The organism is Rhizobium sp. Root1220 (assembly GCF_001426265.1).
Lineage (GTDB): Bacteria > Pseudomonadota > Alphaproteobacteria > Rhizobiales > Rhizobiaceae > Rhizobium.
The window spans coordinates 142168-161873 of sequence record NZ_LMDG01000012.1 but is presented as its reverse complement, the minus strand read 5'-3'; the positions used below and the strand labels follow the sequence as shown (position 1 = coordinate 161873).

The 19706-nt window shown below is 59.4% G+C and carries 17 protein-coding genes, 1 tRNA gene and 2 pseudogenes; 7 read left to right on the top strand and 13 right to left on the bottom strand.

Annotation, left to right across the window (positions count from 1 at the left end; genetic code table 11):
- Positions 1-3: 3 nt before the first annotated feature.
- Entirely contained in the window at positions 4-1557 is a 1554-nt protein-coding gene (metG, locus tag ASC90_RS10105; RefSeq protein WP_056540183.1) for a methionine--tRNA ligase, read from the bottom strand.
- A gap of 238 nt (positions 1558-1795) precedes the next feature.
- Here metG and ASC90_RS10100 point away from each other — a divergent pair, with 238 nt between their 5' ends.
- Complete coding sequence (locus tag ASC90_RS10100) at positions 1796-2596, top strand: sulfite exporter TauE/SafE family protein (protein WP_056539134.1); 801 nt, start codon at positions 1796-1798, stop codon at positions 2594-2596.
- On the opposite strand, the gene ASC90_RS10095 is transcribed toward ASC90_RS10100, so the two are convergent.
- From ASC90_RS10095 to ASC90_RS10080, 4 genes are all read right to left on the bottom strand, one after another.
- A complete protein-coding gene (locus ASC90_RS10095; RefSeq protein WP_056539131.1) occupies positions 2597-3622 on the bottom strand; it encodes a DNA polymerase III subunit delta' in 1026 nt (341 codons plus the stop codon).
- Positions 3615-4322: a dTMP kinase gene (gene tmk / locus ASC90_RS10090; protein WP_056539127.1), complete on the bottom strand. Its 708-nt coding sequence runs from the start codon at positions 4320-4322 to the stop codon at positions 3615-3617. Before tmk ends, ASC90_RS10095 begins: the two co-directional genes overlap by 8 nt.
- 120 nt (positions 4323-4442) lie before the next feature.
- Entirely contained in the window at positions 4443-5639 is a 1197-nt protein-coding gene (locus tag ASC90_RS10085) for a D-alanyl-D-alanine carboxypeptidase family protein (RefSeq protein WP_056540180.1), read from the bottom strand.
- 88 nt (positions 5640-5727) lie between these two features.
- On the bottom strand, positions 5728-6801 hold the full coding sequence (locus tag ASC90_RS10080; RefSeq protein WP_056539124.1) for a septal ring lytic transglycosylase RlpA family protein: 1074 nt from the start codon (positions 6799-6801) through the stop codon (positions 5728-5730).
- Positions 6802-7276: 475 nt separating this feature from the next.
- Between ASC90_RS10080 and ASC90_RS10075 the strand changes: the two genes are divergently transcribed.
- Positions 7277-7366 (top strand) — tRNA-Ser (locus ASC90_RS10075).
- Between the two features lie 345 nt (positions 7367-7711).
- Here the strand turns inward: ASC90_RS10075 and ASC90_RS10070 are convergent.
- The 8 genes and pseudogenes from ASC90_RS10070 to ASC90_RS10040 form a co-directional block, all read right to left on the bottom strand.
- Positions 7712-8143 (bottom strand): Imm50 family immunity protein, encoded by a 432-nt coding sequence (locus ASC90_RS10070; protein WP_056539122.1) that lies wholly within the window; start codon positions 8141-8143, stop codon positions 7712-7714.
- A gap of 115 nt (positions 8144-8258) precedes the next feature.
- Positions 8259-8399: pseudogene (locus tag ASC90_RS27975) on the bottom strand (transposase domain-containing protein); the annotation flags it as partial.
- Between the two features lie 38 nt (positions 8400-8437).
- Positions 8438-8701, bottom strand: a pseudogene (locus ASC90_RS29800) (hypothetical protein); the annotation flags it as partial.
- A gap of 178 nt (positions 8702-8879) precedes the next feature.
- Positions 8880-9701, bottom strand: coding sequence for a carbohydrate ABC transporter permease (locus ASC90_RS10060; protein ID WP_056539116.1), 822 nt, complete (start codon positions 9699-9701; stop codon positions 8880-8882).
- Positions 9698-10570: a sugar ABC transporter permease gene (locus ASC90_RS10055; protein WP_056540176.1), complete on the bottom strand. Its 873-nt coding sequence runs from the start codon at positions 10568-10570 to the stop codon at positions 9698-9700. Before ASC90_RS10055 ends, ASC90_RS10060 begins: the two co-directional genes overlap by 4 nt.
- Positions 10571-10625: 55 nt before the next feature.
- Entirely contained in the window at positions 10626-11957 is a 1332-nt protein-coding gene (locus ASC90_RS10050) for a sugar ABC transporter substrate-binding protein (protein ID WP_056539113.1), read from the bottom strand.
- Between the two features lie 51 nt (positions 11958-12008).
- Positions 12009-13526 carry a putative N-acetylmannosamine-6-phosphate 2-epimerase gene (locus ASC90_RS10045; protein WP_056539110.1) on the bottom strand — a complete coding sequence of 506 codons (1518 nt, stop codon included), beginning with the start codon at positions 13524-13526 and terminating at the stop codon, positions 12009-12011.
- A gap of 68 nt (positions 13527-13594) precedes the next feature.
- Positions 13595-14344, bottom strand: a complete 750-nt coding sequence (locus ASC90_RS10040; RefSeq protein WP_056539107.1) for a GntR family transcriptional regulator — start codon at positions 14342-14344, stop codon at positions 13595-13597.
- Between the two features lie 198 nt (positions 14345-14542).
- On the opposite strand from ASC90_RS10040, the gene ASC90_RS10035 reads away from it, so the two are divergent.
- Genes ASC90_RS10035 through ASC90_RS10015 form a run of 5 tightly spaced genes read left to right on the top strand, consistent with a single transcriptional unit; the run spans position 14543 to position 19703 of the window.
- Positions 14543-15286, top strand: a complete 744-nt coding sequence (locus ASC90_RS10035) for a FadR/GntR family transcriptional regulator (protein WP_056539104.1) — start codon at positions 14543-14545, stop codon at positions 15284-15286.
- Complete coding sequence (locus ASC90_RS10030; protein ID WP_056539100.1) at positions 15270-16868, top strand: ABC transporter substrate-binding protein; 1599 nt, start codon at positions 15270-15272, stop codon at positions 16866-16868. The genes ASC90_RS10035 and ASC90_RS10030 overlap by 17 nt, the downstream gene beginning before the upstream one ends.
- Before the next feature lie 57 nt (positions 16869-16925).
- Positions 16926-17885, top strand: a complete 960-nt coding sequence (locus ASC90_RS10025; protein ID WP_056539098.1) for an ABC transporter permease — start codon at positions 16926-16928, stop codon at positions 17883-17885.
- 2 nt (positions 17886-17887) lie between these two features.
- Entirely contained in the window at positions 17888-18766 is an 879-nt protein-coding gene (locus ASC90_RS10020; protein WP_056539096.1) for an ABC transporter permease, read from the top strand.
- 19 nt (positions 18767-18785) lie between these two features.
- The gene (locus ASC90_RS10015; RefSeq protein ID WP_056539093.1) at positions 18786-19703 is read left to right on the top strand and encodes a dihydrodipicolinate synthase family protein; all 918 of its coding nucleotides are present in this window, start codon (positions 18786-18788) and stop codon (positions 19701-19703) included.
- Positions 19704-19706 lie beyond the last annotated feature (3 nt).

The following is a 19706-nucleotide window of genomic DNA, read 5'->3' as shown; positions in this document are numbered from 1 at the left end:
GCCTCACGCCTCCGGTGCGACATAGCGTGGGAAGACGGGTTTTGGCGCCTCGATCGCCGTGCCCGCGATAAGCCTGCCTGCTTCGCCAAGTGCCGCAAAATCTCGCTTGTCGGCGGGCGCGGCAACCAGGTCGAGCAGCTTGTCGGCAGATTCCGGTACGAACGGCTGCAACAGGATCGCGATCTGGCGGACGACTTCGGCGGTAACGTAGAGCACCGTTGCCATCCGTGCGGGATCGGTCTTCTTCAGCGCCCACGGCTGCTGGCCAGCGAAGTAACGGTCGGTTTCGGATACGACCGATATGATCGATGCAAGCGCACGATGGATCAGCTGCCTGTTCATGTCATCGTGTGTCGAAGCATGCAATGCGTCGGCAGCTGACAGCATTGCCTTGTCCTCGTCAGTGAGCGGACCGCATTCAGGAATCTGGCCATCGCAGTTCTTGACGATCATCGACAGCGAGCGACTGGCCAGATTGCCGATGCCGTTTGCGAGGTCGGCATTGATGCGGGTGGCGATCGCGTCTTCGCTGCAATTGCCGTCCTGGCCGAAGGAGATTTCGCGCATCAGGAAATAGCGGATCGCGTCGAGCCCGAAATGACCGATAAGCTCGACCGGATCCAGCACGTTGCCGAGCGACTTCGACATCTTCTCGCCGCCCTTGGCCAAAACGAAACCGTGCGCGAACACGCGCTTGGGCAGCGGCAGTTTTGCCGACATCAGGAAGGCTGGCCAATAGACCGCGTGGAAGCGGATGATGTCCTTGCCGATAATGTGAACATCGGCCGGCCAGTATTTCGCCCGCGGGCCGTTCTGGTCTTCAATATAGCCGGTTGCCGTGATGTAGTTGGTCAACGCGTCGACCCAGACATACATGACGTGGGCAGGATCGTTCGGAACCTTGATGCCCCAGTCGAAGGTGGTGCGCGAGATCGATAGATCTTTCAGCCCCGACTTGACGAAGGAGATCACCTCGTTGCGTCGCTCGGCCGGCCCGATGAAATCCGGATTGGCTTCGTAGAGCGCCAGAAGCTTCTCCTGGTACTCGGAGAGCTTGAAGAAGTAGCTTGCCTCTTCCACCCACTCGACCGGCGTGCCCTGTGGTCCGTAGCGCACACCATCACCGCGCAGCTCCGTCTCGTTTTCCTGGTAATACGCTTCGTCGCGCACAGAATACCACCCGGCGTAGCTATCCTTGTAGATGTCACCGCTATCGGCCATCAGGTTCCAGATGTTCTTCGAGGTCTCGTGGTGCCTCTCCTGCGTGGTGCGGATGAAGTCATCGTTCGAGGCGTTCAACAGCGTGGCCATCGACTGGAACTCGGCGGAATTGCGATCGGCCAACTCCTGCGCAGAAATACCTTCGGCACGCGCCGTCTGCTGCATCTTCTGGCCGTGCTCGTCGGTGCCCGTCAGGAAGAAGACATCCTTGCCGTCGAGGCGCTGGTAACGCGCCATCGCATCGGTCGCGATCAGTTCGTAGGCATGGCCGATATGCGGCTTGCCGTTCGGGTAGGATATCGCGGTGGTGATGTAATAAGGAGTCTTGTCTGTCATGGCGGCCATCGTGTCCGGCTTACTCTATAAAATTTGTCAGCCGCTCTTAGCGCATGTGCCGGCGAAGCGAAACACTAAGTTTGGCAAGGATCAGTGATTTGGCGATCTGCGGAAGGCCGCCCTTGACTCGGTTTTGGCTGCATTCTACCCCAGACAAAACGAAAATGGCGGGACAACAGCGACGTGACAACTCCCATGCTTGGCAGCACGATTTCACGCGCGTCCTTGAGGTAGCCGTTTGACTTTTCTTGCCAGCTTCAATCCACTCTATTCTCTCTCGGGCCTCTTTGTTGGCGCACTTGTCGGCATCACGGGCGTGGGCGGCGGCTCGCTGATGACGCCGCTTTTGGTGCTGCTTTTTGGCATCCATCCTGCTACCGCTGTCGGCACCGACCTGCTCTATGCCGCCGTGACCAAGACAGCCGGCACGGCGGTCCACGGCATGCACGGAAGGGTCAATTGGCGTATCGTGGGCTGTCTTGCGGCTGGCAGCGTCCCCGCTGCCATGCTGATGCTCTGGCTGCTGGCGGGCATCGACCGCAAGAGCGTCGAAGCGGCACACACAATCACAACCGCGCTCGGCTGGTTAGTGGTAATGACCGCCGTCATGCTGGTCTTTCGCAAGCAGGTTCTTGCGCTGGCGCTTCGAGCGATCGGAAGGCGTTCCAAGCCTAGGCCGGTTACTATTGCGCTTTGGACGACAATGCTCGGTCTCGCGCTTGGCGTGTTGGTGACACTGACGTCCGTCGGTGCAGGGGCGCTCGGCGTGACCGTGCTTCTTGTTCTGTATCCTCGACTGGACGTCCGTGAGATCGTCGGCTCCGATATTGTACATGCAGTGCCTCTCACCCTGATCGGCGGCATGGGTTACTGGATGATCGGCGAGATCGATTGGGGGATTCTGCTCGCACTCCTGGTCGGCTCCATCCCCGGCATCATTGCCGGCAGCCTGATAGCACCCAGGCTGCACGAGCGGACAATCCGGATCGTGCTTGCACTCACGCTGGCCGTCGTCGCCTGGAAGCTGTTGTCCGCCTGATCACGGCCCAGGCTGCTTGATCTCGCCGAGGATGCTCAGGACCGTCTGCTTGCGGTCAAGATTATAGGCATCCGAAACCGCTAGCCTTTCCGCAATATCCGAGTGAATCCGCGAGAGCCTTTCAGCTGCGGCGACCTGTCCCGCCATCGCTGCTGCGCGCGCCCTGTTGATGAGGTCGTCGCCTACGTGTCCGGCAAAAAACTCGAAGATCGTTTCGCTCTCCTTGCCGGACAGGGCGTCTGCAAGGCGGTGCATCGCCTTGCGCGCCGAAGGTCCTTGCGTCGCGAGAACCTCGTTGTAGGCAGCGATAATCTCTCCACCGCCATAGTTTACGAGTTTGAGTGCCTCACCCACGCTGCCCTTGGCAGCCGCAAGCAAGCCGCCCTCACTGGCATCGACGCCGAGGTTGGCAAGGGCAGCGCCCAATGCACTATCCCCAAGCGGCGATAGCCTTAGCGGCAGGCAACGCGATCGGATAGTCGGCAGCAGCTTGCCCGGCGCATGGGAAATCAACAGGAACATCGCGCGCTTGGGCGGCTCCTCGAGAATCTTGAGGATGGCATTCGCCGCATTGCGGTTCATGTCGTCGGCGGGATCGATGACGATGATACGCCAGTTGCCGGTGCCCGATGTCTGGGAGAAGAAGCGCCCTGCCCGCCGGACCTCGTCGACCGTGATTGCAGACTTGATCTTGCCGGTCTTCTCATCGACCGGACGCGCCAGATGCAGCAGATTGTGGGAAGCGCCCGAAGAGACCAGTCGGCTGATACTCGCTGCGGGATCTGGATCAGCCATACTCTCGGGGGCGCTTGCCGGGTCTGGGTGCGTCAGAACGTGATTGGCAAAACGAAAGGCGAGCGTCGCCTTGCCAATCCCCGCCGGTCCCTCGATCAGGATCGCGTGGTGACCCTTACCGGAGCGGTAAGAGTGCGCAAGGAATGCTTCCGCATCCTCGTGGCCATAGAGTTTCGTATTGTCCGCCGGCCAGATCGCGCCGTCCAGAAGTCCGGGCCGTTCATCACTCATGCGCAGCCTCCGCGCGATTTTCCGCGTCTCCCGCGGCAGTAGTCGGTGTCTCCCGCGGTAATAGATGGTGTTCAACGACCGCGAAAATCGCAGTCGCGATCGTTTCTTCGGCCTGCATCGCATCGATGACGTGGCAGCGCTCCGGCTCCCGCGCCGCAATGTCGAGGAAAGCCTCGCGCCGCTTCTCGTGCGTCTGCAGCTCCTCTTTTTCGTATCGGTCCGGACCGAGATCGGCGGTTGCACCCCTCCTTCGGGCGCGCTCAAGCCCCGCCGTTGCCGGCAGATCGAGGATGAGAGTGCAATCGGGAACGATGCCGTTTACGGCAACGCGCTGAAGTGTCTCGATGAACTCGGCCTCAAGGTTGCCGGTCACGCCCTGGTAGACACGAGAAGAATCCATGAAGCGATCGCAGAGCACAACAGTCTGGGCCGCAAGCGCCGGACGGATAACTTCCTCGACATGATCGTTGCGGGCGGCTGCGAAGAGAATTGCTTCCATCCGTGTGCCGAACGCCTCCGCGGCGCCGGAAAGCAAAACGTGCCGCACTGCCTCCGCGCCGGATGAACCTCCAGGCTCGCGGGTCAGCAACACATCATAGCCATTGGCACGAAGAGATTCAGCGAGGCGACGAATCTGCGTTGACTTTCCCGCACCCTCACCGCCTTCAAACGTAACAAACAATCCAGTCCCGGATGACAATGACAATTTCCCGCATTTCGGCGCGTCCGCGCTGCGCCTCTGGCCTACATCTAGCGGAAGATCACCGTCAGCGAAACCGCCTCAAGCGAACCATCCCCGTGTGAGCCACCAATGTCGCGATCACGTGGGCTCCGGTTTGTCCCACAACCAGGAGAACAGCAGCGTTTCACCGAGTTCCATAATCGCGTCGACGGCCCGACTGCCGAGCGAACCAACTTCGACACTCTCCTTCGTGAAAAGTGGGAGGTCACGCACCACGCGGCTGCCCGCGAATATCCTCAGTGTCGCGACCTCGCGCTCGGCTGCGACGGGCGCCATCAACGGCCAGCGATAGGTTATGCGCGCCGAAAGTCGCTCGGGATTGCTGACCGGCATGTAGACGCTGACAGCCGACTTCGCTACGAGATCGACCTTGCGCAATGTACCACCATAGACGCCCGCCTGTCCGATCACTTCGCTCTCGCCAAAGATCTGCCGGCTCTCAAAAGCCGACAACCCCCACTCAAGCACACGTTTTGCCTCGTCGGTACGCTCCTTGTCGGAGGCTATGCCAGCCAGCGCCACAAACAGGCGCCTGCCATTGCGCTGCGCCGATGCGACAATCGAATAGCCCTCGCCGTCGGCAAATCCCGTGGCAAGACCATCAACGCCCATTCCAAATCCGAGCAACGGATTTCGGTTGCGCTGAAATATCCTGTTCCATTCGAAATCGGGTTGAGCGAACAGCGGATAGAAATCCGGGTAGGACTTCTGCAGCTGAACTGCGAGCGTCACCATATCCAGAGCAGTCGTCCTGCTCTTGCCGTCCGGTAAGCCCGTGGAATTGCCAAAGATCGACCGCTCCATTCCGAGTGTCCTTGCCCGGCGCGTCATGGCCTCGGCGAAGGAAGGCTCGTCACCACTCATCCCCTCCGCAAGAATGATGCAACTGTCGTTGGCCCCTTGGATCGCGATCCCCTTGATGAGATCCTCGACGCGCACGCTTGACTTAAGCGCCGCAAACATCGTCGCCGTACGAGACGGCGCGCCGCCGGTTCGCCAGGCATACTCGGAAACCCGGTATTGCGTGTCGAGCGTGATCTGGCCTTTGGCAAGTGCATCGAAAGTGAGTTCGAGCGTCATCAGCTTGGCCAACGAAGCGGGCGAGAATGTCTGGTTCTCGCTTTTGGCCAGCAGCACCGTGCCGGTGGACGACTCCACCATGTACGCCTGTGCGGCTTTTGTCACGAACGGTGCATTGGGTTCGTTCGGCGCGGCGGCAGTTCCGGAAGCGAATGGCAGAAGACAGACACAGAGGCCAAGTAGACGCTTCAACACCGAAAACCCCATCAATCATGCTGCCTTTTGCGGACTCTAGAACCTGATGCGCTGCGACACAATCGCCGCATTCACATGAAGCCCCGCGTTACCGCTTATGCCGCTTGAACGATGCGAGAATGGAATCCTGCGTGAGTCCGTCGTTTCGGACCATAACAGCATCAAACGCGAGATCGACGGTCACGGTCTTCACGCCCTCTTCCTGATAACCCATTGCCAACGAGCCTTGCGGCCGTCCAAACGGACGCTCGTAGGGGAACGGACCGATCTCAGGCAACACCACCACCTGGTCGAAGGATGGCGCGGCGTTGCCAAAAGACGGCTGTGCGACGGGCTTGGGAACCGGCGCTCCGTTGTACTTCGCACTTGGCGTAGAGCCGGCATATGAAGTCGCGGATAGCGGCACCGGCACATTTTCCGGCGCTGGTGTAAAGCCGCCGAAGCTCTGCAACTGGTCGGCAGTGATGCGTTTGCTGTTCGACGCGACCATCACGCCCGTGGCAATCTGGCCGCCACCCGGATTGATGCCGGGGACGCGACTGCCTTTCGGCACATAGGATGCCATCAGATAAGGCATATCGTGGCCGTCCATACGGGCACGACCGACATATTGAACACGCACGTTGCCAGTACCGCTGTGCTGCAGGTCAAGCATGTCGGCGGTCTTGTTGGAAAGATCGATGATGCGCCCCTCGTGATACGGACCGCGATCGTTGACACGCACGACGACGGAGGAGCCGTTTTCGGTATTGGTCACCCGTGCATAGCTCGGAAGCGGAAATGTCGGATGCGCGGCGGAAAGATGCATCTGATCATAGACTTCGCCGTTAGCGGTCAGGCGGCCGTGAAATGCCGAGCCATACCACGACGCAATGCCGACCTTGTTGTAGGAAAAATCTTCCTTTGGATAATACCGCTTGCCCTTCACCATATAGGGATTACCTACGATGTAGCGGCCGCCGCCCTTGGGGATATTATCGCCCGTCGCAACCCTGGGGCTTGCCTTCACGCCATATTCTTTTTCCGAGAAGTATTCCTTCCCGTGCGTGCGCTTCGTCGGCGCCGGCGTCGATCCACAGGCTGTAATCGTTGCACAGATCAGCGATAGCCCGACCCATCGGATCCCCGCCGCGAATGACACCGCCCCGTAGTCTCGTCTCATATGTCTCACGCCGCTCAAGACCGTTATGGTTAAGAAATCTGCCCAGAATGGGTCAGTCACCCCTAATCCCACCAACCTAACGAGACTTTAATCATGCGGTCTTCGTGGCAAATTTGCGACACATTTCCCCGAGATAGAGTCAATTCTAATTAACATGGTTAACAAAATGCTAATTAAGGCATCTTCGCCTGGCGCGTTTCCAGTCCCTTGTGGCCCACGGGGGGCCTGCCGCGGCGCTTCTTCCGCTGGTCGCTTTGGTCCACTCCGATTCCAAGACCCTCCCGGTTGCGACGTACCAACAACGCATCATTCCAAAAACATTAGCATCTCGCCGATCTGCAACCCAACCGTAGAACAGGTTGACGCTGCAAGCCGAAGCGCTATAAAGCGTCCGGACTTGACTTGAATGCAACCGGTGGCGGGCGCCCGAAATATCTCAGCGCCAAACGCGGAATCGCGATCAACTCAATCAGATGGAAGAGTGTCCGAGTGGTTTAAGGAACCGGTCTTGAAAACCGGCGTGCGGGAAACCGTACCGTGGGTTCGAATCCCACCTCTTCCGCCATAAGCGATTGAAAAACCTGAATATTTTCCGCCGCTCCATTCGACCGATATCTCGCCCCGCTTGCAACATTTCAACAGTTTTCTGCAACATTGTTGCAACAACTCTTGTTCTGCACAGCTGCATGCCTGATGGGCGGCACTGTCGGATCTACTCGCGTTGTTCGAGCGGGATCTGTCGGTCCCCGAGGTGAGCCTGATCAGCGGCCACAAAGATGCCCGGATGCTGTTCCGGTACACCCACATGACCGCTGCGCACGTGCCGGGTAAGCGGTGTGCCGCTTCTCGCACGTTGTAATTATACATTTGATGGCGAGGTCGCGCAGCCTTGAGGGTAACGGCAGCGTCGCTATGCTTCTGGCGGGCGATCTCTAATGAATGATATCGCGACTTTTTTTGCTCTGATAAATCCATCCAATCCATAGCAGGGGAGAAGTTCGATCTCGATGTCGAGAACATCCTCCGGCGTCGCATAGTAGCCTGAACGGCCTCGGTCCCTTGCACGCTGAAGGATAAGGCCTGCGATAACATTCTGACTGCTGAAGCCGTCTAGTTGAAGGTCCATAATTCCTTCAAAGCTGAAGGTCACGACAGCGTGCTTATCAAGCACGATGTATCCATTCGGATCGACACCGTCGGTCGTGATCGAGCCGTGTATTTTGAGTTCGCTGGCTCTGGTTCGGCTGAGAGACAGACTGATTATCTCGGCATCGTGGAAAGTGGGCACCTCTCCGAACCACGCCACCAACTCATCTCCTCCTGGCACATCTGCGTAGATCATATCTTGTCTCATGCAAAAGCTGCCGCTTCACCATAACAACCTGAAGGACTTTAGCAACGCGCTCAGACACGCAGGATTATAGCGCAAGGAACTGATTGCGGTCCTTGTGCGTGCGTTACCCCACCAGACAATTCCATGGCAAGAGTTCCTCAATTCGGGACTGCCTGTGGCCGTTGACGATTGCGGTGAGCGTGGCGGACAGGTAGGCGAACGGATCGACAGCATTGAGCTTGCAGGTCTCGATGAGCGAGGCGATAGTTTTCACTGATGAGAACTCCGAAGCGGCGTTCAGCGCTAGTACAGTGCTCGTCCCACAGAGATCGAGATGAAGAGCGGGGCTACCTGCGACAGCTCGAAGGTGAAACTAGGCAAGACGTCGTCGCCCATTGGTGATTGGCAGTAGGTCTTGCCGAAATTGTAGCGTGTCGGGTCCCCACGTAGAACATGAGTTGCCCGATGCATTCGTACAGCGTGCTGCAGCAGGACGCTCAGACCTCCGTCCACCGTCAGGCACGTCGCGTTCGTGAACGGGCACTCATCCGAAATCATGAAGACGGCAGGATGTGCCCGAGACCATACGCATGCGCAATCCGGACAATGCGGGCCGCGCAATGGAGACGCAGAGCCGGGAGCAATCATAAAGCCTCTTGAAGGGATCCGACGACTCGTTGAAGGTTGATTCAACTCGAACGTGCAGGCGCGCAAGTCCTCGAGTTTTGCCATTCAGATATCTCGCCTAGCCTTTGATGGCCCCCGTAGTCATAGAGCCCGAAATCTGCCGATACATCAGCAGGCCAAGGAAGACCGGCGGCAGTGCGCCAAGAACCATGACCGCGGATGCGGTACCCCATTGGACACCGCCGCCACTTGCCGCAAAGAAGAACGATGCACCGACCGTCATCGGAACCGCCTTGTTCGTCGTCAGCATCAGCCCGAACAGGAACTCATTCCAGGCGGTAATGAAACCGAAGATGAAGGTCGTTACCAGCGCGGGTCGCACGACCGGTCGGATGATGCTGATCATAGTCCGCCAGGAGCTCGCGCCATCAACTCGCGCGGCTTCGTCCAGTTCAGGCGGGACGTCGGAAATCGCATTGACGAGAATGACAAGCGCCAGCGGCGTGTTGACGATGGTCAGAATCAGGCCGAGTCCGAGCTGGGTGTCGAGAAGGCCGAGCCACTGATACATCATGTACAGCGGTATCGCGAAAATGATGAGCGGCACGGCGCGTAGATTGACGACGATCGGCAGCAGCGTGTGTTTGCCCGCCTCGCTCCTTGCAATCGCATAGGCGGCCGGAAAAGCAAGCAGTATTGCAAGCCCGGTCCCGATCAACGACGCGACGGTGCTGTTCCAGAGATAGGAATATATGTTGAAACGGTCGGTCTGCGTCAAAACGCGCAGGTAGTTTTCCAGTGTTGGCTGGCTGATCCACAAACCGGGATTGGTCGAAAGTTCGCGCGCGCTCTTGAACGAGGTGACGAGCGTGACGATAACCGGAAAGTTCATTGCCAGAGCAGCTGCGGCAAAGACGAGCCAGCGGAGCGCATTGATCATGCAGATCTCCTCCTGCGGCCGGCCAGCCAGTTGAGGCCATAGAGCACGGCCAGTGAGGCGAGGAAGAGGACAACGGAAGCCGCCACCGCCTTGCCGATCGCACCCTCCTTGAAAAACGCCTGATAGATGTAGATCGACAGCGATGTGGTCGAGCCGCCCGCACCGCTGCCAGTCAGCGCGTAGACGTTGTCGAAGACTCGAAATCCGTCGATGAAGCGGATGAAGAATGCGATCAACAATGTCGGCAGCATCAGCGGCAGCTCCACATACCAGAGAAGCTTGATTGCCGACGCGCCGTCGAGGGCGGCCGCCTCACGCACGTCAAGCGGCACCGCGACATAGGCCATGTAGAAAAGCAAAAAAGCAAATGGCGTCCATTGCAGCGTTTCGACGACGGTCAGCGTCCAGAACGCGTGAGCGGCATCCAGAAAGGCCGGACTGTCGCCGAACCACGCGAAGAGATAATAGGGTACCGGTCCGGCGAACTCGTGCAGCACCAGTCGGTACATCAGACCGATCATGGCGGGCGCCACCATCAGCGGCAGCATAAGAAGTGCCATCAGGGCCGAGCGCTTCGACAGCAGAGGCGCCAGAAAGATCGCCAGAAACAGCCCCAGCAGGCACTCGATGAGCGCCGTCAGAATGCCGAAACGCAGCGAAAACGAGGTGGCGCGCCAAAAATCACGATCGGCAAGCACGGAAAGGTAGTTGCCGAAGCCGCTCAGCGTCGGACTCCGCAAGGTCTGGAAGTCAACGGTCGAGACCGAATAGATGAGGTTGATGATTGCGGGAAATCCAAGAAACAGGAGCAGGAACCCCACGAGTGGTGTGAGATAGGCCCTTCCCTCGGCACGTTTTATGATGGCCATTTCGATCCGCCGGATGGGCCGGACACCTTGCATGGAAGCAGGCGCCCGGCGGATATCACTTCTTCAGGAGATCCTGCATTCCAGCCTTGGTATGAGCCAGCGCATCGTCGAGGTTCTGCTGGCCCGACCAGTAGCCGGTGAACTCTTTTGCCTGCAATTCATAGACGGAGAGCGCGTTGGCGGAAGTCGCACCGTTCATGACGTACCCGTACTTGCTGGCGAACTCGCCGAGCTTGACCAAATCAGGACGTTCTTTCGCGACTTTCGCCACCACGTCAGGTGTAAGGGCTGGAGAACCGCCCTTTCGGGCATAGAGCAAGGCGGCATCCTCGCTCGCCAGCCATTTCAGGAACTTGATGGCGCCGTCCTTGTTCTTGGCGTTCTTGTTAAGGCCCAGGCCCAGGCCGTGAATATGGTCAGCGCGACCATCCGGCCCGGCCGGTGGCGCCACGATGCCGGTGACTTCGGCAACGGCGGGGGTTTTTTCGGCACTGGTGAGATCTGCGGCAGCGGCATTCCATTGCAGCGCCGTTGCGGCCTGGCCGGAACCGAAGGCGGCATTGGTCTCGGCATATTCGTAGCTCAGCGAATCCTTGGGCGAAGCGCCTGCGTCATAAAGCTTCTTGTAGAGTTCGAGGGCAGTTTTGTAGGCGTCGGAATCGATGGTGACGTTGCCCTCCTTATCGGTCCAGTCGCCACCATAGGAGCGTGGCAAGGACTGAAACACCATCATGTTGAAAAGCAGGTTCTTCATCTGCAGAACGGTGCCGTAACGCACGGGGCTTTCGGAATTTACCTGCTTGGAGAAATAGAGAGCCGTTGCTGCCCAGTCGTCCCAAGTCCAGCTGTCCGGGTCCTTCGGCTGCAATTCTTTGCCGAGGTACTGCTTGGCGATTTCGGCATATTTCTTCTTGGCCGCATCATCCTTCATCAGTGCATCGATCAGATCCTTGCGGTAATACATGAAGTGCAAGGACAGATCCGTCGGCACACCGTACTGCTTGCCGTCAAACTGCATGGTCTTCAGCACAGAATCGCCATATGTCGCTGCCGCACCGCTGCCGAGATCGATCGGCTCCATGTAAGGCGCGTAACGGCCGATCGAGTAGGTGGCGACGAGGTTGATGTCGAAAGCCGTCGAGCCTGCTGCCATGTCGGCCTGCAGCTTGTCGTAGAAACCCTCCCGGTTGAAGAACAAAAGCTCGACCTTGTCGGCATCGCTGATACCGGATGTTGCGTTATAAGCTTCGACGGTCGCACGGAGCGCGGTTTCTTCCGATCCGCCCGGCCAGCCGAGAACGGTGACTGTCGCGTTCGAGGTACCCGGCAGCGCAACGCTTGCGAGAAGCAAGGCAAGAGCGGATAAGGACGTCCTGTTCAATTTCATCGTAGTTCCCTTTCTTTTATTGTTAGGTCTGGAGGCATGTCTTCTGGGTAGTCAGCCGTGTTGAGCGGCGAGGCTGGCCACACCGATAATACCGGCACGGCTGCCGAGCTTGGCGGGCAGGAGAACGGGCGTCAGCCTGCTATCGACACCCGCGAGGCAATCGCGCATCCGATCGAGATAGCCCGCGGCAAGACCGATCCCGCCGCCGATGACGATATGCTTCGGGTCGAGCATCATCTGGATGTCGCGGCAGAGCGTGGCCGCGCGGAATGCCGATTGCGAAACCAGGGCCGCAGCCCAGGCCTCGCCTCTGTCGGCATGTCCGAACACCTCGGCGGCGGTCGCCTGATAGCCAGCCTTAGCGGCTTCGGCCGCGATCCAGCGGCCCGATGTCTGATCTTCGAGAGGCGATTGCCCTGAGGACGGCCCGCGGATCAGGCCGAAATGACCGGCAAGCCCTCCAAGCGGACGACCATTGACGATGATGCCGCCACCGATGCCGGTCGAGATGGTGAGGAACACCAGATCCCCGCCATCGCCTGCGCCGAACCTGTACTCGCCCCAGGCTGCAGCCTGCGCGTCGTTGATGGCCAAGGTCGGCGTGCCAAAAACCGCGGTTGCCTTGTCGACCAGCGGGTATTGGTCGGGAATGCCGAGCGTTGCCGGATTGAGCGCCGACCAGAATCCATCTTCAATGATGCCCGTTGCCGCGATGCCGACGCGGGAGTAGCGACCCACCCATGGTCGAACGGAGTCGGCGATCGCGGCAAGCCACGCATCAGGACCTGCTTCCCGCGCCGTCGGCACCGTTATTTCGTCCAGCACTTCGCTGCCTGTGACCAGCGCGGCCATCGTCTTCGTACCGCCGATATCGATGGCAAGTGCCGTCTGCGGACTGTCGGCCTCATAGGCCAAGGTAACGGCATCGCGAAACCACGATGTCACGTGTTCGGTGCGCGTGATCGCCGAGCCCACGACGACGGCGAAAGCCCCGGCCCTGGCTGCGCCGGCTGCCTGCTCCGGCGTGCGGATACGCCCCTCGGCGATGACATAAGGCGTGAGCGCACGCATGGCGGTGATCAGGGCGATATCGGGATCGACCGGCTCGGGGCCACCGACGTAACCGGAGAGCGTGGTGCCAACGAAATCGACCCCGGCCGCCAATGCGCTCCTCGCGTCTTCGAGGCTCGAGCAGTCGGCCATCGTCAGCTTGCCCCGCGCCTTGACCGCCGTCACCAGCGCTCCGATGGGAGCCGGGCGCACACGATCGGTGGCGTCGAAGGCGACGACGTCGGCGCCTGCATCCATCAGCGCTTCCGCGTCGGCAACGAAGGGTGTGATCCGCACCGGACTGTCATCGAGATCGCGCTTGACGATGCCGATAATCGGCACGCTCACAGCAGGACGAACGGCTTGGACATAGGCGGTGGATTCGATCCGCAACGCGGTTGCGCCGGCGTCGACGGCGGCTCTTGCGAACCCGGTTACGAATTCGGCCGTATCGGTTGGCCCGCCGGGAACCGGCTGACAAGAAACGATGAGGCTCTTCTTGATTTCGTCGCGCTGCAATCGTGACACTCCATTTGGGCATCACGATAATGGTAAAGTACCAGATTACAACCAGTTTATAACTGGTATCATCGCGTCAGTTCAAACACGAAGTCATAGACGTCGCCCTTGTAGCGGCTCTCGCAGTATTCGACGATCTGGCCATCGCTAAGGAAACAGCGGCGCTCCGTCATCAGCAACGGCGCGCCTGCCTCACAATGGAGATGTTGCGCATCCTCCGCCGAGGCCGCGCGCGAACGCATGCGCTGGACGGCGCGTTGCGGCAGGAAGCCACGCGCCTCCAGCGCCTGGTAGAGTGAGTCGCCGACCATATCCACCGAAGGGATGAATCGAATCGGCACGGTTGAGGTCTCGACAGCAATCGCCACACCATCGGCCGTTCGGATACGCTTCATGCGCAGGATGTTGCTGTTTCCGGCAACACCGAGCGCCATCATTTCGATTGGTGAGGGACGACTTATGTGTTTGGAAAGCCACACGCATCCCGGCACGAGCCCACGTGCGAGAATGTCCTCGGAAAAGCTGGTGAGCGTGGAGAGGGACTTTTCGACCCGTGATCCGACTTCGGTCTTGAAGCCGTGGCGGCGATTGATGAAGCCCTCTTCATCGAGCATGGCAAGCGCCTTGCGCACGGTCACCCGGGAGAGCGAGAGCGTCTCGGCAAGCACGCGTTCTCCCGGCAGAACGGCACCAGCCTTCAGCGCATTCGATAGGATCGCAGTTTCGATCGCTGTTTTCAGTTGCTTGTACAGCGGTGGGCCGGACGCCGATGCCTGCAATTCTTTACCGATCACGTCGATCAACTCATCCGTCGCCATGAACTCTCCCGGAACCATTCGCGGTACCTCGACTTTTTTCAGTTGGGCACCGCTGGATCTATACTGGTATTAGAGTGAAAGGGCAATTGCCTCGACGGCGGGCGCCCATCACGGAGAATCCAAACTTACTCATTTGACAGATATCCTACAAGTGGATATGTAGATCCCACACTTGTGGCCGTGAGACGAAGATCGGGTATGGCAATGAAATCGATGAAGCCGCTGACACGCGCCCCGCTGCTGCATGTATCCGTGCAGGAGAGCCTGCGTGCCTATATCGAAGACAACGACATCGCGCCTGGAACTCTTCTACCGGCCGAGGCGGAGCTCGCCACCCAGCTCGGCGTCAGCCGCAATTCGCTGCGGGAAGGCATCAAGGCGCTGGAATCGCTCGGCGTGTTGGAGACGCGGCGGGGTGTCGGCATATTCGTGAAGGCCTTTTCCTTCGAGCCGCTTCTCGACAACCTCGCTTACGGCCTCGGCGGCGCCCTGCGGCAGATCGAAGAAGTCATCGAAATCCGCCGCACTCTCGAGGTGGGTTTAATCGGCAAGACGATAGAGGTGATCAGTGATGAAGACATCGCCGAGCTGCGCGCCACCGTCAATCGTATGCGCACCCATGCCGAGCGCGGTGAAACTTTCGCCAAGGACGACCAGCTGTTCCACAGGCTGCTGTTTCGCTGCCAGCACAATGAAACGCTCGTGCGGCTGATCGATGTCTTCTGGCTTGCCTTCTACAAGGCGTCGGATTTCGTAAACCTCGAAAATATCGATCCGATGGCAACCTGGCGTGATCACGCCGCGATCGTCGATGCAATCGAGACAAAAGATCTGGAGGAGGCGCGCAGGCGTCTGGATCGTCACTACGAAGGCATTGCCCGGGTGATTGCCAACAACAAGACAAGTTCAAACGTGGGAGGAACGCATGAAAAGACTGTCTAGGTTATCCATTATCGCCCTTGGCGCTATGCTGTCGTCGGCTGCCATTCCGGCACTTGTCGCTTCGGGGGTCGCAACTGAGGCCCGGGCCGCCACTCTGTCAGGCGGCTTCGATGTCGGCCCCGGCGGCTTCCAGGGAAACTTCAATCCGCTTGCCGCAACTTCCGGCTTCACCTGGCTCAGCGTCTACTACGAGCCGCTGGTCACCTATGACGAGAAGTTGCAGAAGGTCGTCGGCGCGCTGGCGAGCTCCTACGAGGTCAGCTCGGATCAGATGACCTACACGTTCAAGCTGGCAGACGCCAAATGGCATGACGGCAAGCCTTTTACCGCCAAGGACGCGAAGTTCACCTTGGGCCTTGCGATGGACGCAAAGACCGGCTCGGTTCTGGCTGCCCGGCTGAAAGCCGTATCGTCGGTCGAGACGCCGGACGATCACACTGTCGTCATCAAGCTGAGCGCGCCGAGCGGCAGCCTTCTCGACACGATGACCAAGGTGATGATGCTGCCGGAGCACGCACTCTCATCGATACCGGCCGACCAGCTGGCAAAGAGCACGTGGTGGTCCACCACCCCGATCGGCACCGGTCCATTCAAGTTCACTAAATATGTGTCGGATCAGTATGTAGAACTGGCGGCAAATGCCGATTATCGGGGTGGCAAGCCTGCGCTGGAACGCGTCATCAATCGCTATTTCGCCAATCCGGCCGCCGCGATCGCCGCACTGAGATCCGGCGAAATCCAGTTCACCTACGTCGATTCCAATGATGTGCCGACATTCAAGGACAGCAAGGACTTCAATGTCATCGAAGGCAACTCTTTTGTCGTCAACTATCTTGGCTTCAACCACGATTCTCCGATCTGGAAGGATGTCCGCGTCCGCAAGGCGGTGATGCATGCGATCAATCGCGATGCCATCATCCAAAGCCTCTACGGCGGCGCGGCCGAACCGGCCAATTGCGCTTACGTCGCCGAACAGTTGATCCCGCAGGGTATCGATACCTACGCCTACGACCCGGAAAAGGCCAAACAGCTTCTGACGGAAGCCGGCTGGGACCAGATCAACGGCGGCCAGCCGATCACGCTTCTGACCTACTATACCACGCCGCTTGCGACCAACGTTCTTGCGGCCGTCCAGGCGATGCTCGCCCAGGTCGGCATCAACGTTGTCCCACGCGCCGTCGATACGCCGACATACAACAGCATCGTGCTCAACCCGAAGCCGGACACTGCCCAATTCCAGATGGTTTATGCCGGGCTGCAGAACGGACCGGACGCCGGAAGCATCAATATCGGCCTCAATGAGAACCAGATCCCTCCGGCCGGACCGAACGTCGCCAGGGTTCGCATGCCCGACCTCAGCAAGGCGCTAGATACCGCACTTGCCGAGCCTGACAGCGCCAAGCGGGACGCCGCCTATCAGGACGTCTGCAAGGTAATGAACACGAACCTTCCCTGGGCGACGCTATGGGTGGCAAATCGCTACGGCGTCGTCTCGTCAAAGGTGAAGGATTTCGTCTGGACGCCGGCGCCGGGCGGCGGCCCTTACCAGGCCAATCCGCAGAAATGGTCGATCGCCGAATAAGCGTTCTTCGCAAAGCCTTGTGGGTGGCTTCCGCCACCCTAGCAGGACGGATTCACAATGCTCCGATACAGTCTCAGACGCCTGATCATAGGAATAGGCATGCTCATTGCATTGAGCATGCTGATTTTCCTGATGCTGCGCCTGGCGCCAGGCGATCCGATCGATGCATACATCGATCCGAACATACCGATGTCGCCGTCAGATCTTGCCGATCTGCGCAGAAGCCTTGGGCTCGATCAGCCGTTGGCAGTCCAGTATCTGGGCTGGCTGCAGCAGGCGCTCATGGGCAACCTCGGCTATTCGATCAAGCGCCTCGATCAACCGGTTCTGGGCCTGGTTCTGTCGCGGATCGGCCCGACGGTGCTGTTGATGGGTACCGCTCTCGTCTTCGCGATTGTTGCGGGTATTGCTTTTGGCGTGATCAGCGCGATCCGCCGCAATTCGATTGCCGATCTCTCGCTGTCGGTGATTGCGCTTGGAGGAATTTCCAGCCCGGCGTTCCTCAGCGCACTGATCGGCCTCTACATTTTCTCTGTCCGGCTGCAGTGGATGCCATCCGGTGGCATGCTGACGCCCGGCGAGGAATTTTCAGCGATCGATCTTCTCCACCATCTGATCCTGCCCGCCGCGCTTCTGTCTGTCGCACAAGCCGCTTTGATCATGCGCTACATGCGTGCTTCGCTGCTCGAAGTCCTGAACCAGGACTATGTGCGCACAGCACGAGCCAAGGGCGTGCGCGAGTTTTGGGTGATCACCAAGCATGCATTGCGCAATGCCCTTCTTCCGATCGTTACCCTGGTCGGCTCCACCATCGGGCTCGCAATCGGCGGCGCCATCTTCATCGAGAGCGTCTTTAACTGGCCAGGGATGGGTCTCCTGCTCGTCGACGCGGTGCAGACCCGCGACTATCCCGTCATCATGGGAGCGACACTCCTCATCGGCGCTTGCGTCATCGTCGTCAATCTTCTGACCGACATTACCTACGCGGTCGTCGACCCGCGCATCAAGGTGGGTTGACCATGCTGGAACGCTTTCCCCGACGCCGCAGCCCGGGCCCGATTGCTCGCGCCTTCGGACGGTTTCTGCTCAACCGCGCCGCCATCGTCGGCGTCTGCATTGCAGTCCCCATGCTGCTTCTGATCGTCTCCTATCCGTTGTGGTGGACTTTCAAGCCGAATGACATCGATCTGCTGGCAATGAACAGCGGTCCGACGACCACTCACTGGTTCGGAACGGACGGCGTCGGCCGCGATGTCTTTGCGCGCGTGCTCGAAGGCGGGCAGATTTCCCTTCTGGTTGCCATTGCTTCGACCGCCCTTTCCGCAGCGATCGGCTTTCTCTTCGGTGCCGTCTCGGCACTTGCAGGCCGCTGGGCAGATGCGGTCTCGATGCGTTTCGTCGACCTTGTAATGACCCTGCCGCCCGTCATCTTTCTGCTCGTGCTTGCCTCGATTGCCGGTACCGGCATCTGGCCGACCGTGCTGGTCATTTCGCTGCTTTCCTGGCCGCTGCTTGCGCGCATGATCCGGTCCCGGCTTCTGGAATTGCGTGAGCGCGACTTCGTCATGGCCGCCCGTGGCATGGGCGCCGGCGTTGGACATCTGCTCTTTCGCCACGGCCTGCCGAACTCGATCGATATTCTTGTCGTCTATGCAACGCTGCAGATCGCCAACGCCATCCTGCTTGAGGCGGGCCTGTCCTTCCTCGGTCTCGGCATCGCTCCGCCAGCCGCGAGCTGGGGCAATATGCTGAACGCAGCCCGCTCGACCGCCGTGCTCGAACAATATCCATGGCAATGGCTCTTTCCCGGCGCCGCGCTGATCCTTGCCGTGCTTGCTATCAATTTCATTGGCGATGGCCTCAGAGATGCCTTCGACCCGCGTGCCGAACTGAACTGACAATCGAAAGAAAGCGAAAATGACCAAATTCAAGGGTGTCGTCCCCCCCGTCGTAACACCGCTCAACCCGGATCTGACCGTCGACTATCCGTCCTATACACGGGTGCTGGAACATCTGATCCATGCCGGCTGCCACGGCGTATTCGTTCTGGGCTCGACGAGCGAAGTGATTTTCCATGACGAGAAGACACGGCAGGAGATCATCGAGCATTCAGCCAAGGTGGTGAATGGTCGCGTCCCGCTGATCGTTGGCGTCATCGATCCGACCACAGATCGCGTCATTGCCCATTCGAAAGTTGCGAAGTCGGCCGGCGCCGACGCGGTCGTGGTGACCGCACCTTTCTATACCGTCACCAGCCAGGCCGAGATCCTCGATCACTTCAGGTATATCCGAGATGCGGTGGATGTTCCGCTCGTCGCATACGACATTCCCGTCTGCGTGCACGTCAAGCTCCAGCGTCAGACCGTCGTCACGCTTGCCAAGGAAGGCACGATCATCGGCCTCAAGGATTCGAGCGGCGACGACGGCAATTTTCGCTATGCGCTCCTCGACCTCGCCGCGCACAAGGACATCTTCCTGATGACCGGCTCCGAGATCGTCGTCGACAACGCTCTTCTGATGGGCGCCCATGGCGTCGTTCCCGGCATCGCCAATGTCGATCCGCACGGTTATGTGCGCCTTTGGGATGCTGCCCAGCGGGGCGATTGGGTTGCTGCGAAAAAGGAGCAGGAGCGCCTCTGCCGCCTCTTCGAAATCGTCTGGGTTGCACAGGGCCGCGTTAGCGGCGGCGCGTCGGGCATTGGCGCCTTCAAGGCTGCCATGCGCAGCCTGGGGATTATCGACTCCGCAGTCATGCCGCGACCACGCGCGCCATTGAACGATACGGAAACGGCGCGGATCGACAAGATCCTGCGTGAAACCGGCCTGCTGAACTGAGCC